Source organism: Dehalogenimonas etheniformans, from assembly GCF_014672715.2.
GTDB classification, from domain to species: Bacteria; Chloroflexota; Dehalococcoidia; order Dehalococcoidales; family Dehalococcoidaceae; genus Dehalogenimonas; species Dehalogenimonas etheniformans.
The window spans coordinates 186,156-203,572 of sequence record NZ_CP058566.2 but is presented as its reverse complement, the minus strand read 5'-3'; the positions used below and the strand labels follow the sequence as shown (position 1 = coordinate 203,572).

At 58.8% G+C, this 17,417-nt stretch carries 29 protein-coding genes; 1 reads left to right on the top strand and 28 read right to left on the bottom strand.

Going from position 1 to position 17,417, the window contains the following annotated elements; genetic code table 11:
* Nucleotide 1: 1 nt before the first annotated feature.
* From map to rpsL, 27 genes are read right to left on the bottom strand one after another with little or no spacing between them, the layout of a single operon-like run.
* Nucleotides 2-754, bottom strand: a complete 753-nt coding sequence (gene map / locus HX448_RS01155; RefSeq protein ID WP_102331282.1) for a type I methionyl aminopeptidase — start codon at nt 752-754, stop codon at nt 2-4.
* Nucleotides 754-1,398 carry an adenylate kinase gene (locus HX448_RS01150; protein WP_102331281.1) on the bottom strand — a complete coding sequence of 215 codons (645 nt, stop codon included), beginning with the start codon at nt 1,396-1,398 and terminating at the stop codon, nt 754-756. The genes map and HX448_RS01150 overlap by 1 nt, the downstream gene beginning before the upstream one ends.
* A 9-nt stretch (nt 1,399-1,407) precedes the next feature.
* A complete protein-coding gene (gene secY / locus HX448_RS01145) occupies nt 1,408-2,724 on the bottom strand; it encodes a preprotein translocase subunit SecY (protein WP_226846794.1) in 1,317 nt (438 codons plus the stop codon).
* Nucleotides 2,724-3,167 carry a 50S ribosomal protein L15 gene (gene rplO, locus HX448_RS01140; RefSeq protein WP_102331280.1) on the bottom strand — a complete coding sequence of 148 codons (444 nt, stop codon included), beginning with the start codon at nt 3,165-3,167 and terminating at the stop codon, nt 2,724-2,726. Before rplO ends, secY begins: the two co-directional genes overlap by 1 nt.
* Entirely contained in the window at nt 3,167-3,349 is a 183-nt protein-coding gene (gene rpmD, locus HX448_RS01135) for a 50S ribosomal protein L30 (protein WP_102331279.1), read from the bottom strand. The genes rplO and rpmD overlap by 1 nt, the downstream gene beginning before the upstream one ends.
* Nucleotides 3,342-3,866: a 30S ribosomal protein S5 gene (rpsE, locus tag HX448_RS01130; protein ID WP_272868183.1), complete on the bottom strand. Its 525-nt coding sequence runs from the start codon at nt 3,864-3,866 to the stop codon at nt 3,342-3,344. The genes rpmD and rpsE overlap by 8 nt, the downstream gene beginning before the upstream one ends.
* Before the next feature lie 8 nt (nt 3,867-3,874).
* The gene (gene rplR / locus HX448_RS01125) at nt 3,875-4,240 is read right to left on the bottom strand and encodes a 50S ribosomal protein L18 (RefSeq protein WP_102331278.1); all 366 of its coding nucleotides are present in this window, start codon (nt 4,238-4,240) and stop codon (nt 3,875-3,877) included.
* Nucleotides 4,240-4,788 carry a 50S ribosomal protein L6 gene (gene rplF / locus HX448_RS01120; protein ID WP_102331277.1) on the bottom strand — a complete coding sequence of 183 codons (549 nt, stop codon included), beginning with the start codon at nt 4,786-4,788 and terminating at the stop codon, nt 4,240-4,242. The genes rplR and rplF overlap by 1 nt, the downstream gene beginning before the upstream one ends.
* 18 nt (nt 4,789-4,806) lie before the next feature.
* Nucleotides 4,807-5,199, bottom strand: a complete 393-nt coding sequence (rpsH, locus tag HX448_RS01115) for a 30S ribosomal protein S8 (RefSeq protein WP_102331276.1) — start codon at nt 5,197-5,199, stop codon at nt 4,807-4,809.
* 38 nt (nt 5,200-5,237) lie between these two features.
* On the bottom strand, nt 5,238-5,423 hold the full coding sequence (locus tag HX448_RS01110; protein WP_102331275.1) for a type Z 30S ribosomal protein S14: 186 nt from the start codon (nt 5,421-5,423) through the stop codon (nt 5,238-5,240).
* 8 nt (nt 5,424-5,431) lie between these two features.
* Nucleotides 5,432-5,977: a 50S ribosomal protein L5 gene (gene rplE / locus HX448_RS01105; protein WP_102331274.1), complete on the bottom strand. Its 546-nt coding sequence runs from the start codon at nt 5,975-5,977 to the stop codon at nt 5,432-5,434.
* A gap of 1 nt (nt 5,978) precedes the next feature.
* Nucleotides 5,979-6,290 (bottom strand): 50S ribosomal protein L24, encoded by a 312-nt coding sequence (rplX, locus tag HX448_RS01100; RefSeq protein WP_102331273.1) that lies wholly within the window; start codon nt 6,288-6,290, stop codon nt 5,979-5,981.
* 6 nt (nt 6,291-6,296) lie between these two features.
* Nucleotides 6,297-6,665 carry a 50S ribosomal protein L14 gene (gene rplN / locus HX448_RS01095; RefSeq protein ID WP_102331272.1) on the bottom strand — a complete coding sequence of 123 codons (369 nt, stop codon included), beginning with the start codon at nt 6,663-6,665 and terminating at the stop codon, nt 6,297-6,299.
* On the bottom strand, nt 6,666-6,956 hold the full coding sequence (gene rpsQ / locus HX448_RS01090) for a 30S ribosomal protein S17 (RefSeq protein ID WP_102331271.1): 291 nt from the start codon (nt 6,954-6,956) through the stop codon (nt 6,666-6,668).
* Nucleotides 6,957-6,962: 6 nt separating this feature from the next.
* Entirely contained in the window at nt 6,963-7,160 is a 198-nt protein-coding gene (gene rpmC, locus HX448_RS01085; protein WP_102331270.1) for a 50S ribosomal protein L29, read from the bottom strand.
* Between the two features lies 1 nt (nt 7,161).
* Nucleotides 7,162-7,605 carry a 50S ribosomal protein L16 gene (gene rplP / locus HX448_RS01080; RefSeq protein WP_102331269.1) on the bottom strand — a complete coding sequence of 148 codons (444 nt, stop codon included), beginning with the start codon at nt 7,603-7,605 and terminating at the stop codon, nt 7,162-7,164.
* A gap of 25 nt (nt 7,606-7,630) precedes the next feature.
* On the bottom strand, nt 7,631-8,512 hold the full coding sequence (rpsC, locus tag HX448_RS01075; RefSeq protein ID WP_102331268.1) for a 30S ribosomal protein S3: 882 nt from the start codon (nt 8,510-8,512) through the stop codon (nt 7,631-7,633).
* Nucleotides 8,512-8,850: a 50S ribosomal protein L22 gene (gene rplV, locus HX448_RS01070; RefSeq protein ID WP_102331267.1), complete on the bottom strand. Its 339-nt coding sequence runs from the start codon at nt 8,848-8,850 to the stop codon at nt 8,512-8,514. Before rplV ends, rpsC begins: the two co-directional genes overlap by 1 nt.
* A gap of 3 nt (nt 8,851-8,853) precedes the next feature.
* Nucleotides 8,854-9,153 carry a 30S ribosomal protein S19 gene (gene rpsS / locus HX448_RS01065; RefSeq protein WP_102331266.1) on the bottom strand — a complete coding sequence of 100 codons (300 nt, stop codon included), beginning with the start codon at nt 9,151-9,153 and terminating at the stop codon, nt 8,854-8,856.
* Between the two features lie 7 nt (nt 9,154-9,160).
* Complete coding sequence (rplB, locus tag HX448_RS01060; RefSeq protein WP_102331265.1) at nt 9,161-9,988, bottom strand: 50S ribosomal protein L2; 828 nt, start codon at nt 9,986-9,988, stop codon at nt 9,161-9,163.
* 2 nt (nt 9,989-9,990) lie between these two features.
* A complete protein-coding gene (locus tag HX448_RS01055) occupies nt 9,991-10,275 on the bottom strand; it encodes a 50S ribosomal protein L23 (protein ID WP_102331264.1) in 285 nt (94 codons plus the stop codon).
* 9 nt (nt 10,276-10,284) lie between these two features.
* Nucleotides 10,285-10,917, bottom strand: a complete 633-nt coding sequence (rplD, locus tag HX448_RS01050) for a 50S ribosomal protein L4 (protein ID WP_102331263.1) — start codon at nt 10,915-10,917, stop codon at nt 10,285-10,287.
* Complete coding sequence (gene rplC / locus HX448_RS01045; RefSeq protein WP_102331262.1) at nt 10,918-11,541, bottom strand: 50S ribosomal protein L3; 624 nt, start codon at nt 11,539-11,541, stop codon at nt 10,918-10,920.
* Between the two features lie 32 nt (nt 11,542-11,573).
* Nucleotides 11,574-11,882, bottom strand: coding sequence for a 30S ribosomal protein S10 (gene rpsJ / locus HX448_RS01040; RefSeq protein ID WP_076003356.1), 309 nt, complete (start codon nt 11,880-11,882; stop codon nt 11,574-11,576).
* 14 nt (nt 11,883-11,896) lie between these two features.
* Nucleotides 11,897-13,993, bottom strand: coding sequence for an elongation factor G (gene fusA, locus HX448_RS01035; RefSeq protein WP_102331261.1), 2,097 nt, complete (start codon nt 13,991-13,993; stop codon nt 11,897-11,899).
* A 27-nt stretch (nt 13,994-14,020) separates the two neighbouring features.
* Nucleotides 14,021-14,491 carry a 30S ribosomal protein S7 gene (gene rpsG, locus HX448_RS01030; RefSeq protein WP_102331260.1) on the bottom strand — a complete coding sequence of 157 codons (471 nt, stop codon included), beginning with the start codon at nt 14,489-14,491 and terminating at the stop codon, nt 14,021-14,023.
* Nucleotides 14,492-14,527: 36 nt separating this feature from the next.
* Nucleotides 14,528-14,956 carry a 30S ribosomal protein S12 gene (gene rpsL, locus HX448_RS01025; protein ID WP_076003353.1) on the bottom strand — a complete coding sequence of 143 codons (429 nt, stop codon included), beginning with the start codon at nt 14,954-14,956 and terminating at the stop codon, nt 14,528-14,530.
* Nucleotides 14,957-15,521: 565 nt separating this feature from the next.
* Here rpsL and bfr point away from each other — a divergent pair.
* Nucleotides 15,522-15,989 (top strand): bacterioferritin, encoded by a 468-nt coding sequence (gene bfr / locus HX448_RS01020; protein ID WP_102331259.1) that lies wholly within the window; start codon nt 15,522-15,524, stop codon nt 15,987-15,989.
* 125 nt (nt 15,990-16,114) lie between these two features.
* Here the strand turns inward: bfr and HX448_RS01015 are convergent, their stop codons facing one another.
* Nucleotides 16,115-17,404, bottom strand: coding sequence for a DNA methyltransferase (locus tag HX448_RS01015; protein ID WP_102331258.1), 1,290 nt, complete (start codon nt 17,402-17,404; stop codon nt 16,115-16,117).
* Nucleotides 17,405-17,417: the final 13 nt, after the last annotated feature.

Genomic DNA, 17,417 nt, shown 5'->3' with positions numbered 1-17,417 from the left:
CCTACCTGGCCAGCGTCAGTACCTCCGCCTCGCCGTCGGTGATGGCGATGGTGTGCTCGAAGTGGGCCGACAGCTTATCGTCGGCGGTAGATACCGTCCAAGCATCGGCGCCGACCTTGGTGCGCCAGGTGCCCAGGTTCAACATCGGCTCCAGCGCCAGGGTCATGCCCCGCCGCAGCACCATGCCGTTGCCCGGCCGGCCGTAGTTGGGCACCGACGGGTCTTCGTGCATCGATTGGCCGATGCCGTGACCGGCGTATTCTCTGACCACGCCGTAACCGCGGCTCTCGGCATAATTCTGCACCGCCGAACCGATATCGCCCAGCCGGTTGCCCGGTTTGGCGGCCGCGATACCGGCATTAAGGGCGCCTTCAGTGGCGGCTATAAGATCAGCCGCTTCCTTTGAGATCTGCCCTACCCCGGCGGTCAACGCGGAATCGGCCTGGAAACCCTCGACGATGTCGCCCAGGTCCAGCGAGACGATGTCGCCCTCTTTGAGGATACGCTCGCCGGGGATGCCGTGAACGATCTCTTCGTTTATCGAGACGCACACGCTCGCCGGAAAGCCGCGGTAACCCTTGAAGGAGGGGACCGCGCCCATTTTCCGCAGCATCGTGTCAGCCAGTGTGTCTAGTTCCGCCGTTTTCATGCCAGGTCTGAGTTTTAATTTAAGCTCCTGCAGCACCGTGCCCAGTATTATGCCGGCCCGGCGCATCAGCGCTATTTCCCTTTCCGATTTTAAAATAATACCCATTAAGCCTTTTTCAGCGCCGCCACCACGCGGCCGGTGATCGCCTCGACCTCGCCTGTGCCATTCACTTCCACCAGGCTGCGCGCCTTGCGGTAGTACTCGATAAGCGGCGCCGTCTCTTTAAAGTAGACGGTCAGGCGCTTCTGTACCGTTTCCGGAGTATCGTCCGTCCTCTGGTACAACTCCCCGCCGCATTTCCGGCATTTTTCAGAAGCCGAACGGTCGGCGGCGGTGTAGGGTGCCTGGCAGCCGCGGCAAATCCAGCGGTCGGATAACCTCTTCACCAGTTCGGTCTCCGGTACTGCAAAATAGATCACCCGACCGACTTTCTCGCCGGTTTTCTTCAAAGCCTTGTCGAGGGCTTCGGCCTGTGCCAGCGTCCTCGGAAAGCCGTCAAGAATAACACCTTTAACCGCAGAGAGTTGGCCGATACGGTTGAGCACCATGGCCACGGTCACTTCATCGGGCACCAGTTGCCCCTTGTCAAGGTACGATTTGACCTCTCGGCCCAGTTCATCGCCTGAGGCGATGTGCTTGCGGAACAGATCGCCGGTAGCCACATGGGCCATGCCCATTTTTTCGGCCACCACAGCGGCTTGAGTCCCTTTGCCTGCGCCCGGAGCGCCCAGAAAAACTATATTATACATTAAACTGCACTACTTGATAAAGCCTTCGTAGCGGCGCATCACCAGCTGGGCTTCCAGTTGCTTCATGGTGTCCAGCACCACACCGACGACGATAAGCATGCCGAAGCTGGAGAGCTGGAGCGTCTGCACCCCGGTGATCTGGTTTGCAATGAACGGAAAGACCGCCACCAGCGCCAGGAACAACGCGCCGCCCCAGGTGATATTGCGGATAACCGCGTTCAGGTAATTGGCCGTCTGCTTACCCGGCCGGATGCCCGGGATGAAACCGCCTTGCTTCTGCAGCGTGCCCGGTAGGTCCTGTTGCTCGAAGACGACCATGGTATAGAAGAAGGCAAAAGCGATGGTCAGCAGGAAGAACAGCACCCAGTAGAACAACCCTACCGGCAGACCAGTGTTGGGGTTGAACCAGTTGTATATGGTGTTGGCGAAGTTGGGGTCAGAGCCCGCCGGATTCATGAAGTAGCTGGCGATGGTGCCCGGGAAGATGACCAGCGCCGAGGCGAAGATAAGCGGGATCATGCCGGCGGTATTGACCCGGAGCGGTATATGGGAAGCGCCGCTCTGGCGGTACATCCGGCCGCTCTTGATCACCGTTTTGGCGTACTGCACCGGTATGCGCCGGTGGGCCTCGGTGAAAATGACGATGAGGATGGTGATCAGCAGAGCGATAATAAGGTAAGCCGCCAGACCCAGGAACTGGTCTTTTGCCAGGTAACCCTGCCCGATAAGTGTCGGCAGCCCGGCGACGATGCCGGCGAAGATGATGATGGACACGCCGTTGCCGATGCCGTACTGGGTTATCTGCTCGCCCAGCCACACCAGGAACAGGGTGCCGGCAGTCAGCGAGATGATGATGGCGGCAGTCATCAGAGGCTCGGAAGCAGCCACCACCCCCTCGCGCTGCATGAGGACCAGTTGGCCCCAGCCGCCCAGCGCGGCCAGGGGTACGGTCAGCCAGTGAGTGATCAAATTGATTTTGTTGCGCCCGGACTCGCCTTCCTGTGACAGCCTCTGGAGGGCGGGCACGATGGGCGTCATGAGGGTCATGACGATGCTGGCGGTGATATAGGGGTAAACCCCGAGGGCCAGCAGGCTGAAGTTTTTAAGAGCGCCACCCGAGAAAATATCGAGCATGCCCAGGATGGGATTTGATTCCATCATGTTCGCCAGCGCGGCGGAATCGACACCCGGCATGGGCACGTGGGCGACAACCCGGAAAGCCAGCAAAATGCCAAGGGTGATGAGGATGCGCCGCCGTAGATCCGGCAGGCTGAAGGCATCGAACATCGCCTGGAGCAGCTTGGGTCGGCCCGATTTCTCCGGCATTAGATTTCCTCTACTTTGCCGCCGGCAGCTTCGATCTTGGCCTTGGCCTCGATGCTGAAGGCGTTGGCCCGGACGGTAAGCGCCCGGTCGACTTCACCGTCGGCCAGAACCTTGACCGGCTTGGCGGCTGATTTCAATACCTTGGCCGAGACCAAGAGTTCCGGGGTGACCACGGTGCCGGCCTCGAAATGGTTTAGCTCAGCGACGTTGACCACGTCATATTCCACGCGGAAGGGATTGACGAAACCGCGCTTCTGGGGCAGCTTTTTGATCAGCGGGTTCTGGCCGCCCTCAAATCCGGGACGGACGCGCCCGCCGGCCCGCGCTTTCTGGCCTTTCATACCGCGACCGGAATAGCTGCCGTGGCCCGAGGCGTCGCCCCGGCCAACCCGCTTGCGGCTTTTGGCCGCGCCGGCTGACGGCATTAATTCATGTTCTTTCACTATTTTGCCTCCGCCACGGTCACCAGGTGCCTGACTTTCTGGATCATGCCCCGGATGGCCTGGTTGTCTTCCTGGACGACCGTCTGGTGCAGTCTTTTCAAACCCAGCGACTCCAGGGTATCTTTCTGATCGAACTTGTACTTGATGCCGCTCTTGACCAGGGTGATGGAAATCTTAGCCATTGGCGCCCTCCTCGGCGGTAACGCCGGCGCGCCGTTTGGCCAGCACGTCCTTGGGGTTCTGGACCTGGGCCAGGGCGGCGATCGTCGCCCGGGCGACATTGACCTTGTTCGGGCTGCCGAGCGATTTGGTCAGGATGTCCTTGACCCCGGCGGTCTCCAGAACAGCCCGGACCGAACCGCCGGCGATGATGCCGGTGCCCGGGGCGGCCGGTTTCAGGAAGACCTCGGCGGCGCCGAATTTCACCCGGATCTCGTGATGGATGGTGGTGCCGTTCATGTCGATCTTGATCAGGTGCTTTTTGGCGGTGGCCGAAGCCTTGGCGATAGCCACCGGCACTTCCTTGGCCTTGCCCATGCCCACGCCGACATGCCCGGCGCCGTCGCCGGTGACCACGAGAGCGGAGAAGGCCATGCGCTTGCCGCCTTTGACCACCTTGGTCACCCGGTTGATATAGATCAGCTTATCGTTGAGCGACAGCTCCTGGGGATCGATCTTGGAAATCATTCCTTTTACCATAGAGGCTCCTAAAACGAAAGTCCGGCGGAACGGGCCGCCTCGGCTAGGGCTTTGATCCGGCCGTGATATTTATTGCCGCCGCGGTCAAAGACCACTTCCTTGATCCCGGCGTCCAGGGCTCGCTTGGCGATGGTCTTGCCGACCTGTTCCGCCTGGTCCATTTTCTTCTTGTCCGCCGACTGTGTCTTCAGTTCGGCATCGAGGGTTGAGGCCTGCGTCAGGGTGGCGCCGCGCTTATCATCGATAACCTGGGCATATATATGTTCCAGCGAGCGGAAGACGCACAACCTGGGACGGTTCGCAGTGCCCGACAGGGTTTTGCGCAGCCGTTCGTGGCGCATCAGCCGCGCCGCTCTGGATGTCTGTTTAACCATTATTTAGCCGCCTTTCCGACCGCTTTGCCGGGCTTCAACTTGATTCTCTCGCCGGCATAGCGGATGCCCTTGCCCTTGTAGGCATCGGGCTTTTTGACGCCTCTGATCTCGGCCGCCACCTGGCCTACCCGCTCCTTGTCGATGCCGACGACCTTGAGCTTGGTCGGCGTTTCGACGGTAAAGGTGATGCCCTTTTCGGGGGCCACCTCGACGGTGTGGGAATAGCCGACCCTGAGCACCAGGGTCTCGCCGGATTTCTCAGCCCTGAAGCCGACGCCGACGATCTCGAGGCCTTTCTCGTAACCCTCGCTGACGCCCTTGACCATGTTGGCCAGGAGCGTCCGGGAAAGACCGTGGAGGGCCTTGTGCTGCTGGGCATCCGAAGGCCGCTTGACCACCAGCTTGCCGTCTTCCTGGGTGATGGCCATCTCCGGGGAGAAGGTCCTTTTAAGTTCGCCTTTGGGGCCGGTGACGGTTACAGTGTCGCCATTGATGGCGACCTTGACCCCTTTGGGCACGGCCACCGGCAATTTTCCAATTCGTGACATTTCAGTATCCTCTAGACTCTACCAAACTTTGAGCAGGAGTTCGCCGCCGACACCGGCCCGCCAGGCCTGATACCCGGTCATTACACCCTGAGGGGTGGACAAAACGGCCACGCCCAGCCCGCCGTAAACGCGGGGGATCTCGCCGCGCTGGACGTAGACCCTTAAGCCCGGCTTGCTGACGCGCTCCAGGCCGGACACCGCCGGGGTACCCTTTTCGTCGTAGCGCAGCGTCACCTTGATCTGGCGTTCGGGTTTCGTGCCGGTAACCTCGAAGCCGGAGATGAAACCCTCCGCTTTTAGGAGCTTGGCAATGTTCTGCTTGATGCGCGAGGCCGGGATGGTCGTCGTCTCGTGCCCGGCCATGGCGGCGTTTCTAATCCGGGTCAGCATATCGGCAATAGGATCAGTCATCGGGCTTCCCCCTGTAATTGCTTAAGCATATTTTTCATTTACCAGCTCGACTTCCGGACGCCCGGGATCTGGCCCTGGAGGGCCAGCTCGCGGAAGCAGATGCGGCACAGACCGAACTGGCGGATGTAGCCGCGCGGCCGGCCGCACTTAAGGCAGCGGTTGTGCTGCTGCACCTTGAACTTGGGAGTCCGCTTGGATTTGACGATTTTAGATGTCTTAGCCATTGTTACCTCTATTCTTTGGCGAACGGCATACCGATACCCTCTAAGAGGGTCCGGCTCTCGGCGTCCGTCTTGGCTGTGGTGACGATGCAGACCTCCAGCCCGCGCAGTTTGTCGACCTTGGAAAAATCGATCTCCGGGAAAACCGTCTGTTCCTTGAGACCCAGGGCATAACTGCCCCGACCGTCGAAGGCGTCGGTCGGCACGCCCTGGAAATCGCGGAGGCGCGGCAGCACGACGCTGATGAGTTTCTCCAGGAAGTTGTACATGGCCGCGCCTCTAAGCGTTACCTTGAGACCGATGGGCATGCCCACCCTGAGCTTGAAGTTGGCGATGGACCGCTTGCTGCGGGTGATCACCGGGTGCTGCCCGGCGATGGACGCCAAATCGGCCTGGGCGGTCTCCACTGCCTTGGGGTTGGCGGAGGCTTCCTTGCCGACACCGACGTTGAGCACCACCTTGGTGATGCGCGGCACCTGCATGACGTTCTCGTAGCCGTAGGCCTGTTTCAGCCTCGGCACGGCTTCTTTAATGTATTTTTCTTTAAGTCCGGCCATGTTAGTCGATTACCTCGCCGCAGGATTTGCACACTCTAACCTTTTTGCCATCGGCCAGCCGGCGGTCGCCCAGGCGGGACGGCTTGCCGCATTTACTGCACAGCAGCATGACATTGGAGGCCTCTATCGGCGCCTCGCGCTCGATGATGCCAGCTTGTTTCACCTGGCCGCGGGCCTTGGAATGCTTTTTAGCCATATTGACGCCGTCGACCAGGACGCGATTCTTGGCGGTATAAACCAGCCTGACCTTGCCCGTCTTACCCCGGTCTTTACCGGCGATGACCAGTACGTTATCGTCTTTTTTGATTTTCATAATTCGTTATAAGACCTCCGGCGCCAGGGACAGGATCTTTAAAAATTTCTTGTCGCGCAGCTCTCGGGCTACGGGACCGAAGATGCGGGTGCCCCGGGGTTCGTTTTTATCGGTTAAAATGACAGCGGCGTTGTCGTCGAACTTGATGTAGGAGCCGTCGGATCGGCGCAGCGGCGATACCTGGCGCACGATAACCGCCTTGACCACGGTGCCCTGTTTGACCGCGGAATCCGGAGATGAGCGCTTGACCGAGCAGACGATAACGTCGCCGATCCGGCCGCGGCGCTTGCCGCTGCCGCCCAGGACGTTGACGCACATCAGAGACTTGGCGCCGGTGTTATCGGCTACCTTGAGGCGCGTATAAGCCTGTATCATTTAGGTGATCTCCTTGAGTTCGGCAGACTCAGCTACCTCGCCCTTGGTGAGGACGCGCAGCACCCGGAAGTGCTTGGTGCGTGACAGCGGGCGGCTGGGGACCACTTCCACGACATCGCCGTAATGGGCTTGCCCGGCTTCGTCATGGACCTGGAATTTCTTGACCACCTTGTACGCCTTCTTGTAAATCGGATGCTGGCGGCGGCCCTCGACCTCGATGATAACCGTTTTCATCATCTTGTCGGATACCACCCGCCCGATCATCGTCTTGATTTGGGGTTTGTGTTCCATCTTATCCTACCTTATGCCCAGCGCGCGCTCGCGGAGCACCGTCTGGAATTGGGCTATCCTCTTCTTGACCTCCGGCAGTTGCCGGTGGTTGACCAGTTGTTTCGTCGCCAGTTTGAAGCGCAGTTCCATGAACTCGCGGTGGGCGCCGTCCAGCTCTTTCCTGATCTGCTCGGCTGACAGGTGCCTGATCTCTTCGATTTTCATGTTACGCCACCTCCTCTGTCGTAGCGACCGCCGCCTCGGCGGTCTTGGCGACGAATTTCGACTGAAGCGGCAGCTTATAGGCCGCCAGCCTCATAGCCTCGCGGGCCGTACCTTCGTCCACGCCGCCCATTTCGAACAGCACCCGGCCGCGCTTGACCACGGCGATCCAGTGGTCTGGGGCTCCCTTGCCGGAACCCATTCTGGTTTCAGCCGGTTTGGAGGTGACCGGGTGATCGGGGAAGATGCGGATCCACACCTTACCGCCGCGCTTAATATAGCGGGTCATGGCGCGCCGGGCGGCTTCGATCTGCCGGGCGGTAACCCAGGCGGTCGAGGTGGCCTGTAATCCGAAATCACCGAAATCGATCTTGTTGCCGGCCTGGGCCTCGCCGTGGCGATGGCCCTTATGGCTCTTGCGGTATTTGACTCGTTTTGGTTGCTGCATGGTATCCCTCTAATAAAGGCCGGAGTTAGGCCTCTTCAGTTTTCTCTTCCGCCTTGCGGCTGCGCCGTTTGGGCGCCGGAGCGGCGTCTGCGGCCGGGGCGGCGGTCTCAACCGCGGTTTCGGCTTTCTTGCGGCTGCGCGGTTTGGCTTCGGCTGCCGGGGCGGCCGCAGGGGCGGCCGGACTCTCCGCCGCCGTGGCTTCGCTCTTAGCCGCGGGCTGAACCACGGGCGCCGCCGGCGTCATCTCGGTCATTTCGGCTTCCTCGGCCTCAGCCTTATTTTCAGGCAAAATATCGCCGCGGTAGATCCATACCTTGACTCCGATGCGGCCCAAGGCGGTCTTAGCCTCGGCAAAACCGTAATCGATGTCAGCCCGAATGGTGTGCAGCGGCACGCGGCCATCATGCATCATTTCGCGCCGCGCGATTTCAACGCCGCCCAGGCGCCCGGCGCAGGCGATCTTGATGCCCTTGGCCCCGGACTGCCGGGTGCGGAACATCGCCTGTTTCATGGCGCGGCGGTAGGCGATGCGGCGCTCCATCTGGTCGGCAACCGACCGGGCCACCAGGAAGGCGTCCAGTTCCGGCTGGCCGATCTCGTGGATGTTGAGCTGGATCCTCTTGCCGGCCAGCTCTTCCAGAAACTTGCGCATCTCGTCGACGCGCTGGCCGCCGCGGCCGATGACGATGCCCGGCCGGGAAGTGGACACGGTCACCGAGACCTTGTTGGCCTGGCGTTCGACCTCGATGTTGGAGATGCCGGCATCGACATATTTCTGCTTGATGCCCTGCCGCAGCTTCAGGTCTTCCAGGAGATTGTCCGAGAAGTGCTTATCGGCGTACCACTTGGCATTCCAGCCCTTGATAGCCCCGATGCGGAAAGCGTACGGATGAACCTTGCGTCCCATTAAACCTCCTGGTCAGCCACGACGACGGTGATATTGCTCGACCTTTTCAGAATCGGCGACGCCCGGCCGCGGGAACGCGGCTTGTGACGTTTCATCATCGGTGCGCCGTCGGCGAAAATCTTGACGACTTTAAGAGCGGACGGTTCCAGCTGGTAGTTGTTCTCGGCATTGGCGGCGGCAGATTTGACCGTCTTGGCCACGCTTACCGCCGACGGCGATGGGGCGAATTTCAGGATGGCCAGGGCCTCGGCGACCGTCTTGCCCCGCACCAAGTCGATATACAGCCTGACCTTGCTGGCCGGAACCCCGGTGTTCATTGATACTGCTTTAACCTGCATAATTTATGCCCCTTGTTTCTTTGCCGGCGCGGCTTCGGCAGCCTTGCCCGAACCGTGGCCGCGGAAGGTTCGGGTGGCGGCGAACTCGCCCAGCCGGTGGCCTACCATGTTCTCGGTGATGAACACCGGCATATGCCGCCGGCCGTCATGGACGCCGATATTGAGGCCTACCATCTCAGGCAGTATCGTTGACCAGCGCGCCCAAGTCTTGATGAGTACCTTTTTGCCGGAGCGGTTTGCTTCCTCGACCCGTTTCATCAGTTTGGCCTCGACTGCAGGGCCTTTTTTAACAGAACGTGACATTTATTATCTACCTCCGCCGCTTGACGATAAGTTTATTCGAAGGCTTGGATTTGTCGCGGGTCTTGTAACCCAGCGCCGGCTTGCCCCAGGGCGTCTTCGGTCCAGCCATACCGATGGGCGTGCGGCCTTCGCCGCCGCCGTGCGGATGGTCACGGGGCGTCATCGCCGAGCCTCTGACCGTGGGCCGGAAGCCCATGTGGCGCTTGCGCCCGGCCTTACCCAGCGACACCGTCTGGTGTTCCTCATTGCCGACGACGCCGACGGTGGCGTAGCACTCGATGCGCACCCGCCGCACTTCGCCAGAGGGCAGGCGGACCAGGGCGTACTCACCCTCCTTGGCCATGAGCTGGGCAGCCGCGCCGGCTGAACGAACCAGCTTGCCGCCACGTCCCGGCTCGAGTTCGATGTTATGGATTAGCGTGCCCGAAGGCATGTTCTGCAGCGGCAGCGAATTGCCGGGCTTTAGTTCAGCGTCGGGGGCGGTCATGATCGTCTCGCCGACCTTCAAGCCCTGGGGCGCCAGGATGTAGCGCTTAGCACCGTCTACATAGAAGATCAGGGCGATGCGCGCCGAGCGGTGCGGGTCGTACTCGATGGCCGCCACCTTGCCGGGAATGCCGATCTTCTCGCGTTTGAAATCGATGATCCGGACGATCTTCCGGGCACCGCCGCCGCGATGCCTCACCGTCAATTTGCCCTGGCTGTTGCGCCCGGCGTCCTGCTTGACGGTCATGATGAGCGACTTTTCCGGCCTGGCCTTGGTAATCTCCTCGAAGGAGTACCCGGTCTGGTGCCGGCGGCCCGCCGAAGTCGGGTTGTATTCTTTAAGTGCCATAGTTATACCCCTTCAAAGAACTGGATCTTGTCGCCCGCTTTCAGGGTCACCAGGGCTTTCTTCCAGTTCGGAGCCCGGTACAAACCGCGCCCCATGCGCTTTTCCTTGCCTTTGACGGTGAGGACATTGACCCCGGTCACCGTCACCTTGTACGCGGATTCCACCGCCGCCTTGATCTGGGGCTTGGTGGCTTCGCTCGACACCTCGAAGGCATACTGGTTGGCTTCCTGCAGCCGGGCATTCTTCTCGGTGATCAGCGGCTTCTTTAATACGTCTAAAATATGCATTGCCTCTCCTTAAACGGCCTCGCCGCCCCAGACCTTCTCGACCACGGCAAGCGCTTCCTCGGTGAGAAGCAACTTGTCGTACTTCAGGAGGTCGGCCACGTTGAGCAGGTTGGCCGGGGTGGTTTTGACCTTGGGCAGGTTGCGGGCCGACAGCACGACCTTCTCGTCCACGCCGGAGGTGGCTACGATGGCTGAGGGCACACACTCGAGTGCGGTCAAAAGAGCCGCCATGTCTTTGGTCTTGGGCGCTTCGAAATTGAAGCCTTCAATGACCTTAAGGCCGCCGCTGGAAAATTTGTCGGATAAAAGGCAGCGGATGGCCAGTTGCCTGACCTTCTTGGGCAAGGCTTTGCCGAAATCCCGCGGCTTGGGTCCGAATATGATGCCGCCGCCGGGCCGCAGGCCGCTCTTGACCGAGCCGGCACGGGCTTCGCCGGTGCCTTTCTGGCGGAACAGCTTCTTGGATGATCCGGCCACTTCGCTGCGGCCTTTGGTGCTCTGGGTGCCCTGCCTGGCATTCGCGGCTTGAGCGACCACCGCCTGGTGCACCACCGCCTCGTTCATCGAGACGCCGAACACTGCTTCGCTGATATTCCGGTTCTTGACTACCTGGCCCTGGGTGTTATAAACGGCAATTTCCATTTACTTGCTCTTCTTCGATTTTTTAATCAGGATGAGACCGTTCTTGGCGCCGGGGACGGCCCCGCGCACCAGGAGCAGGTTCTTCTCTTTGTCGGCCTTGACCACCTTGAGGCTGCGGACGGTGACCTGCTCATGGCCCATGTGCCCGGCCATCCGGGTGCCCGGATAGACGCGCCCGGGTGTGGTCGTGGAACCGATAGAGCCGGGAGCACGATGGCGGTCACTCTGGCCGTGGGTCTTGGCGCCGCCGTGGAAGCCGTGGCGTTTGACGCCGCCGGCAAAACCCTTGCCCTTGGAGGTGCCGGTGACATCGATCAGTTCGCCGTCGGCAAACAGCCCGGCGTCGATCTTGGCGCCGACTTCGATGCCGGCAGTGTCTTCCAGGCGGAACTCTCTAAGGTGGCGGAATTCACCCAGGTCCTTGGTGTGACCCTTCTCCGCTTTAGCCAGTTTCTTGGCCGTGCCGAAGCCCAATTGAGCGGCGGCGTAGCCGTCCTTCTCAACTGTTTTCAGCATGGTGACCGTGCACGGCCCGACCGCAAGCACCGTTACCGGTTCTGCTTTGCCGCCTTCGCCGTAGACCTGGGTCATGCCCAGTTTCTTACCGATAATACCGTTCATCATCTCTAGTTTCCTAAAGGTTAATCTAATAGCGCCTATAGCTTGATATCGATGCTGACGCCAGCCGGCATATTGAGACTGGTCAGCGCGTCGATGGTCTTAGAGGTCGTTTCCACGATGTCGATAAGCCTCTTGTGGGTGCGGACCTCGAACTGCTCCTGGGAGTCCTTGTCGATGAAGGAAGCCCTGATAACCGAGTACTTTTTAATTTGGGTCGGTAGCGGCACCGGTCCGGAGATGACCGCGCCGGTGCGCTCCAGCGCTTCGACGATCTGCAGCGCTGACTGGTCGAGCACCTTGTGGTCGAACCCCTTGAGCTTGATGCGGATCTTTTGTTTACCCATCGTTTCTATATCCCCTATTTCGCGACTGCCGCGGCTTCCATTACCGTCTTGGCGATGTTTGCCGGCAGTTCCTGGTACTTATAAAATTCCATGGACGAGGTGGCGCGGCCCTTGCTGATGCCACGGATAGTGGTGGTATAACCGAAGGTCTCGGCTAGAGGCACGTAGGCATGGATGACCGTGGTGTCGCCCCGCGGCTCGATGGAGACGATATGGCCGCGGCGGGAGTTTAAGTCGCCGATAATATCGCCCATGTATTCCTCGGGAGTCATCACTTCCATTTTCATGATCGGCTCAAGTAGCACTGGATTGGCCTTATTCACCGCAGCCTTGAGCGCCATCGAGCCGGCCGTTTTGAAGGCCATTTCGTTGGAGTCGACTTCGTGGAAGCTGCCGTCGTAGATCGACACCTTGACGCCCACCATGGGGTACCCGGCGTAGACGCCGGTGGCGGCGGCTTCCTTGATGCCTTCGGCGGCGGCCTTGACGAAGTTTTTCGGCACCGTGCCGCCGCGAATGTCGTCGGCGACTTCGATATCGGTCGATTCAGTGTTCGGTACGACCTCGATCTTGACGTGGCCGTACTGGCCGCGACCGCCGGACTGGCGGACAAACCGGCCTTCGGCCTTGGCGTCGGTGGTGATGGTCTCGCGGTAAGCTACCCGCGGCTGGCCGACCTTGGCCGCCACTTTATGTTCAGTGAACATGCGGCTGACCAAAACGTCCAGGTGCAGCTCGCCCATACCGGCGATGATGTTCTGGCCGGTCTCTTCGTTATAGGTGACCTTGAAGGTCGGGTCTTCCTCGGCCAGCTTCTGTAGCGCGTCCACCATTTTGTCCTGGTCGGCGCGGGTCTTGGGCTCGATGGAAATGGACACTACCGGTTCGGGGAACTTGATGTTCTCCAGGAGCACCGGGTGGGCCGGGTCGCACAGGGTGTCGCCGGTGAAGGTATTCTTAAGTCCCAGCGAAGCGACGATGGAGCCGGTGTCGGCTTTGGTTATCTCTTCACGGGCGTTGGCGTGCATAACGAGCAGGCGTCCGATGCGCTCTTTCTGGTCCCGGGTGGTGTTGATCACCCCGGCGCCGGCGTCGACAGTCCCGGAATAAACCCGGAGGTAGACCAGGCGGCCGACGAACGGGTCGGAGACGACCTTGAAGGCCAGGGCGGAGAACGGCGCTTCGTCGGAGACGGCGCGGTTGACCTCGGACTGACCCTTGGGTTCGATGCCGACCACCGGCGGCGTATCGAGGGGAGAGGGCAAATAGTTGACCACGGCATCCAGCAGTAGCTTGACACCCCTCTGTCGGAAAGAACTGCCACACAGAACCGGGATGCCCTTGTTAGAGAGAGTGACGCGGCGAAGGCCGGCGCGGATGTCCGCTTCCGGGATGTCCTTGCCATCCAGATAGGCGCACATGATCTCGTCATCCAGCTCGGCCAGCTTTTCGATCATCTGGTGCCGGGCAGCCTCGAAGCGCTCTTTTTCGGCGGCCGGGAATGGAATCTCCACCATCTCGTTGACGTTCTGTTCGCCGTCGTGGGAATAAACCTTGCCGGTGATGACATCTATAATGCCGGCAAAGCCCTCAGGCCCACTGCCGATGGGGATAACCACCGGGATATGGCGGGCCTTCAACCTGTCTTCGATCATCTTTAAACAGCGGTAGAAATCGGCGCCGGTGCGGTCCATCTTGTTGATAAAGCAGATGCGCGGCACGCCGTAGCGGTTAGCCTGGCGCCAAACCGTCTCGGACTGGGCCTCAACTCCGGCTACGCCGTCGAAAACGACCACGCCGCCGTCGAGGACGCGCAGTGACCGCTCCACCTCGGCGGTGAAGTCGACGTGTCCGGGGGTGTCGATAATGTTGATCCGGTAGTCGTGCCAGTGGCAGGCGGTGGCGGCGGAGGTGATGGTGATGCCGCGCTCGCGCTCCTGCTGCATCCAGTCCATGACCGTGTTGCCTTCATCGACGTTGCCTATCTTGTAGGTCCGGCCGGTGAAGTACAGGATGCGCTCGGTGGTCGTCGTCTTGCCGGCATCGATGTGGGCGATGATGCCGATATTGCGTATCTTATCTAATTCGAAAGTTCTAGTTTCTTGTGCCATAAAAAGTGTTTCGGGTTTCCTTTATGTTTACCAGCGGTAGTGGGCGAAGGCGCGGTTGGCCTCGGCCATCTTGTGGGTCTCTTCGCGCTTTTTGACGGCGGAGCCCAGGCCCTTGGAGGCGTCGGACAGTTCGGCCGAAAGCTTCTCGGCCATAGACTTGCCGGAGCGACTCCTCGCAGCTTTGGTCAGCCAGCGGAGCGCCAGGGAAAAGGCCCGATCCGGCCGGACTTCGATCGGCACTTGGTAGTTGGCGCCGCCGACGCGCCGTGCCTTGACTTCGATCATCGGCGTCACGTTCTTGACCGCCGCCTCTAACAGGGTCACTGCGTCTTTGCCTTCCTGAGCGGCCATCAGCTCCATGGCGCCGTAGATCACGGCCTCGGCGGTGTTCTGCTTGCCGTCGACCATGATTCGGTTGATGAACTTGGAGACGATAACGCTGTTATATTTGGCGTCTGGCATCGCGGGGTGTTTGATTCCGGAACTGCGTCTTCCCATTTTCTCTTCTAATTGCCTCCCTGAAACTCTAGGGGTTTATTTCTTGGCTGCGGCCTTGGCGACCTTGGCGCCGTATTTGGAACGGCCCTGCTTGCGGTTGGCTACGCCGGCGGTATCCAACGTGCCGCGGACGATGTGGTAGCGGACGCCCGGTAAATCAGGCACCCTGCCGCCGCGGATAAGTACTACCGAGTGCTCCTGCAGGTTGTGCCCTTCGCCGCCGATGTAGGCCGTGACTTCCATGTGGTTGGAAAGCCTGACGCGGGCGATCTTGCGCAGAGCCGAGTTCGGTTTCTTGGGGGTGGTCGTCTTGACCTGTAAGCACACGCCGCGCTTCTGGGGCGAACCGGCGCCGTAGGAGGTGCGGTTCTTGAGCGCGTTGAAATTGTAATGCAGCGCCGGCGTCTTGGCCTTCTTGGTCAGCTTATGGCGCCCTTTTCGGATCAACTGGTTCACTGTCGGCATCGTGTGCTCCTTATAATTCCGGACAAAAATAAAGGACGAGACGAGCTCATCCTTCGTTAAGCCCGCTGGCAGACTGCCTTGTATGCATCATCTGCCTTTGCGGCAAAAAGCCACAACAATCGGTTAGTGTATCACTTGGGAGATGGGCTGTCAACAGCCCAATCCTGCGCCCGACGAATGGGCGACACGAGCAAAAATAATAAGGCTTTCCTCTCCCGCGGCTGGGAGAGGAATTAAAGGAGAGGACGTCTCCCCGCGTAGGGGCGGGTTTTTAACCCGCCCCCTCTCCATCGTTGCGATCCGCCAGCATCGGGACAAAGAATCTCGGTCATAAGCAATTCGAGCCGAACTGCTTACCGAAACCGTCAAATAATCACCTTTCCTTTTTACTGCCTCTCCGCCAACGGAGAGGGTTGGGGTGAGGTTGCCACCCCGAGGACCGTAAGCGATATGGAAGTCTAATTGTAAACTGTCGACTGATTGCTGATAGCTGACAGCCACTCTGTTTGTAACCGCATTTTTCGGTGGTAGTATTGAGTTACAACAGAATAACAAGGAGGAAAAAATGAAAGGCGATACCCAGCTCATTGCAACCCTTAATTCCCTACTGGCCGACGAACTCACCGCCACCAACCAGTACATGGTCCACGCCGAGATGTGTGAAAACTGGGGCTTCGACAAGCTCCACAAGGCCATCCAGAAGCGCGCTATCACCGAGATGAAGCACGCCGAGAAACTGATCAGCCGTATCCTCTTCCTCGAGGGTATCCCGATCGTCTCTGAATATCGCAAAATGTCCATCGGCGCCGACGTTCCCAAGATGTTCGCCAACGACCTCGTTTTGGAGAACGGTGCGGTCAAATCTTACAATGCCGCCGTAAAGCTCGCCCGCGATGTCGCCGACAACGCCACCCGCGACATCCTCCAGTCCATCCTCGACGACGAGGATGGCCACGTCGACGAGATCGAGACCACCCAGGACCAGATCGGTCAGATGGGCATCCAGGTCTTCCTGTCCACCCGGGTCGAGTAATTCCGGATTTTCTCTCCCCTGGTGGGAGAGGAGCTAAAGCCTGCACTGAGCCTGTCGAATGTAGAGAGGGCAGCATCCGAAGGCGAGGGGAATGACCATTCCCCTCGGTAGTGTATCAGTTTGAATTAACCTAATTGCTTGTCCAGTAGTTGGCTGACTAGTTCGTCAACCGTGACCATTTCAATTTTCAAACCATCTTCCCGCTCAATTCGGCGGATTTCTTTTTCAGCATCACGGCTAAAACTAAACCCGATAAAGATTCCCCTGTTTCGGCCATCTCGTTTCATGGCTGTCTGAAAAGTGTCTATTTCGGGTCGTCCCACCTGGTCAGTACGCTTAACTTGAATCGGGATGTAATTGTCAATATCGCCAAATAGGTTTTTGCCGCCTAGATATGGCTGGTCTGTTTTTTTCTCTTTACTAATGTTTTCGATTGGATAGAGTTTGCCATCTATCCCCATATCCCTCACCTTCGACTTGTTGGGTGTCCCGCCCAGTGCGATAATTGCCCAGTTTTGGAACTCGTGCGGGGGATATTTGCGGAGTTCTTCAACGGTCATCGGCATGCTTCGTAGTTTAAAGTCTATGCCGTCACGTAACCCGCATTCCTCCCTCAATCGCTTTGCCATTTCGCGGCATGCTGTAGGGGAAATATCAATACCTACCCACTTTCGCTTGGCAATCTGTGCAGCCTTCAGGGTAGTCCCGCATCCGCAAAAAGCATCTAAGACTATTGAGTTTTCGGCAGAACAACAACGGATTAACCTATCCATTAGTGGGACTGGTTTTTGAGTTGGATAACCACGCCTTGCCAATGCTGAAGGGGCTTCGGGCTGAATATCGGTTATCACATCGTAAGGATGTTTGCCCTTCGGATTCAATGTCTGTAATCCATAATCATGCCCTTCCCTAACATTCCCTATATGATGCTTAAATCGTTCTACAGTAGCTTCAGCGTACGGCTGTCGGGCAGGGTCGGGGTCAAAAAACCATTCCTTAGATTTAGAGTAATAGAATATTACGTCATGCCTTCGGGCAAACCGTTTTTTTGAGATACCAGCCCCACGGTAATACCAAATAATTTCGTTCTGGAAGTTTTCATATCCAAATAAGTCGCCACGGTCTAGCATCCCTTTAACGTAATGTGAAGCATGCCAGTCACAATGATACAAAAACCCACCAGTAGGTTTTAAAACGCGATACATTTCCTTAACACGGGGGTACATGTAATCAAGATACGCTTGAACATCCTCAAATCTATCCTCAAAATGCCTAACTTCCTGTTCTTCCCAAAAGGCAACGTAACTTCGGTTTGAACTGAATGGCGGGTCAATGTAAATCAGGTCAACACTGTCGCTTGGGAGTTCCTTCAACTTGTCTAAACAATCGCCGCAGTAAATAACATTCGTATCCATCTGAAGTCCCTCA

Bases quoted from the DNA above. Each gene is read 5' to 3' on its own strand.
- rplN (WP_102331272.1), bottom strand. From the start codon at position 6,665: ATGATACAGGCTTATACGCGCCTCAAGGTAGCCGATAACACCGGCGCC.
- rpsJ (WP_076003356.1), bottom strand. From the start codon at position 11,882: ATGGGTAAACAAAAGATCCGCATCAAGCTCAAGGGGTTCGACCACAAG.
- rplE (WP_102331274.1), bottom strand. From the start codon at position 5,977: ATGGCCGGACTTAAAGAAAAATACATTAAAGAAGCCGTGCCGAGGCTG.
- HX448_RS01055 (WP_102331264.1), bottom strand. From the start codon at position 10,275: ATGCATATTTTAGACGTATTAAAGAAGCCGCTGATCACCGAGAAGAAT.
- secY (WP_226846794.1), bottom strand. From the start codon at position 2,724: ATGCCGGAGAAATCGGGCCGACCCAAGCTGCTCCAGGCGATGTTCGAT.
- HX448_RS01110 (WP_102331275.1), bottom strand. From the start codon at position 5,423: ATGGCTAAGACATCTAAAATCGTCAAATCCAAGCGGACTCCCAAGTTC.
- rpmC (WP_102331270.1), bottom strand. From the start codon at position 7,160: ATGAAAATCGAAGAGATCAGGCACCTGTCAGCCGAGCAGATCAGGAAA.
- rpmD (WP_102331279.1), bottom strand. From the start codon at position 3,349: ATGGCTAAGATTTCCATCACCCTGGTCAAGAGCGGCATCAAGTACAAG.
- rplD (WP_102331263.1), bottom strand. From the start codon at position 10,917: ATGGAAATTGCCGTTTATAACACCCAGGGCCAGGTAGTCAAGAACCGG.
- rplR (WP_102331278.1), bottom strand. From the start codon at position 4,240: ATGGTTAAACAGACATCCAGAGCGGCGCGGCTGATGCGCCACGAACGG.
- rpsG (WP_102331260.1), bottom strand. From the start codon at position 14,491: ATGGGAAGACGCAGTTCCGGAATCAAACACCCCGCGATGCCAGACGCC.
- rpsH (WP_102331276.1), bottom strand. From the start codon at position 5,199: ATGACTGATCCTATTGCCGATATGCTGACCCGGATTAGAAACGCCGCC.
- HX448_RS01150 (WP_102331281.1), bottom strand. From the start codon at position 1,398: ATGTATAATATAGTTTTTCTGGGCGCTCCGGGCGCAGGCAAAGGGACT.
- rplP (WP_102331269.1), bottom strand. From the start codon at position 7,605: ATGCAGCAACCAAAACGAGTCAAATACCGCAAGAGCCATAAGGGCCAT.
- rpsL (WP_076003353.1), bottom strand. From the start codon at position 14,956: ATGCCGACAGTGAACCAGTTGATCCGAAAAGGGCGCCATAAGCTGACC.
- rpsE (WP_272868183.1), bottom strand. From the start codon at position 3,866: ATGGTAAAAGGAATGATTTCCAAGATCGATCCCCAGGAGCTGTCGCTC.
- fusA (WP_102331261.1), bottom strand. From the start codon at position 13,993: ATGGCACAAGAAACTAGAACTTTCGAATTAGATAAGATACGCAATATC.
- rplV (WP_102331267.1), bottom strand. From the start codon at position 8,850: ATGCAGGTTAAAGCAGTATCAATGAACACCGGGGTTCCGGCCAGCAAG.
- map (WP_102331282.1), bottom strand. From the start codon at position 754: ATGGGTATTATTTTAAAATCGGAAAGGGAAATAGCGCTGATGCGCCGG.
- rplF (WP_102331277.1), bottom strand. From the start codon at position 4,788: ATGTCACGAATTGGAAAATTGCCGGTGGCCGTGCCCAAAGGGGTCAAG.
- rpsQ (WP_102331271.1), bottom strand. From the start codon at position 6,956: ATGGAACACAAACCCCAAATCAAGACGATGATCGGGCGGGTGGTATCC.
- rpsS (WP_102331266.1), bottom strand. From the start codon at position 9,153: ATGTCACGTTCTGTTAAAAAAGGCCCTGCAGTCGAGGCCAAACTGATG.
- rpsC (WP_102331268.1), bottom strand. From the start codon at position 8,512: ATGGGACGCAAGGTTCATCCGTACGCTTTCCGCATCGGGGCTATCAAG.
- HX448_RS01015 (WP_102331258.1), bottom strand. From the start codon at position 17,404: ATGGATACGAATGTTATTTACTGCGGCGATTGTTTAGACAAGTTGAAG.
- rplB (WP_102331265.1), bottom strand. From the start codon at position 9,988: ATGGCACTTAAAGAATACAACCCGACTTCGGCGGGCCGCCGGCACCAG.
- bfr (WP_102331259.1), top strand. From the start codon at position 15,522: ATGAAAGGCGATACCCAGCTCATTGCAACCCTTAATTCCCTACTGGCC.
- rplX (WP_102331273.1), bottom strand. From the start codon at position 6,290: ATGAAAATCAAAAAAGACGATAACGTACTGGTCATCGCCGGTAAAGAC.
- rplC (WP_102331262.1), bottom strand. From the start codon at position 11,541: ATGATGAACGGTATTATCGGTAAGAAACTGGGCATGACCCAGGTCTAC.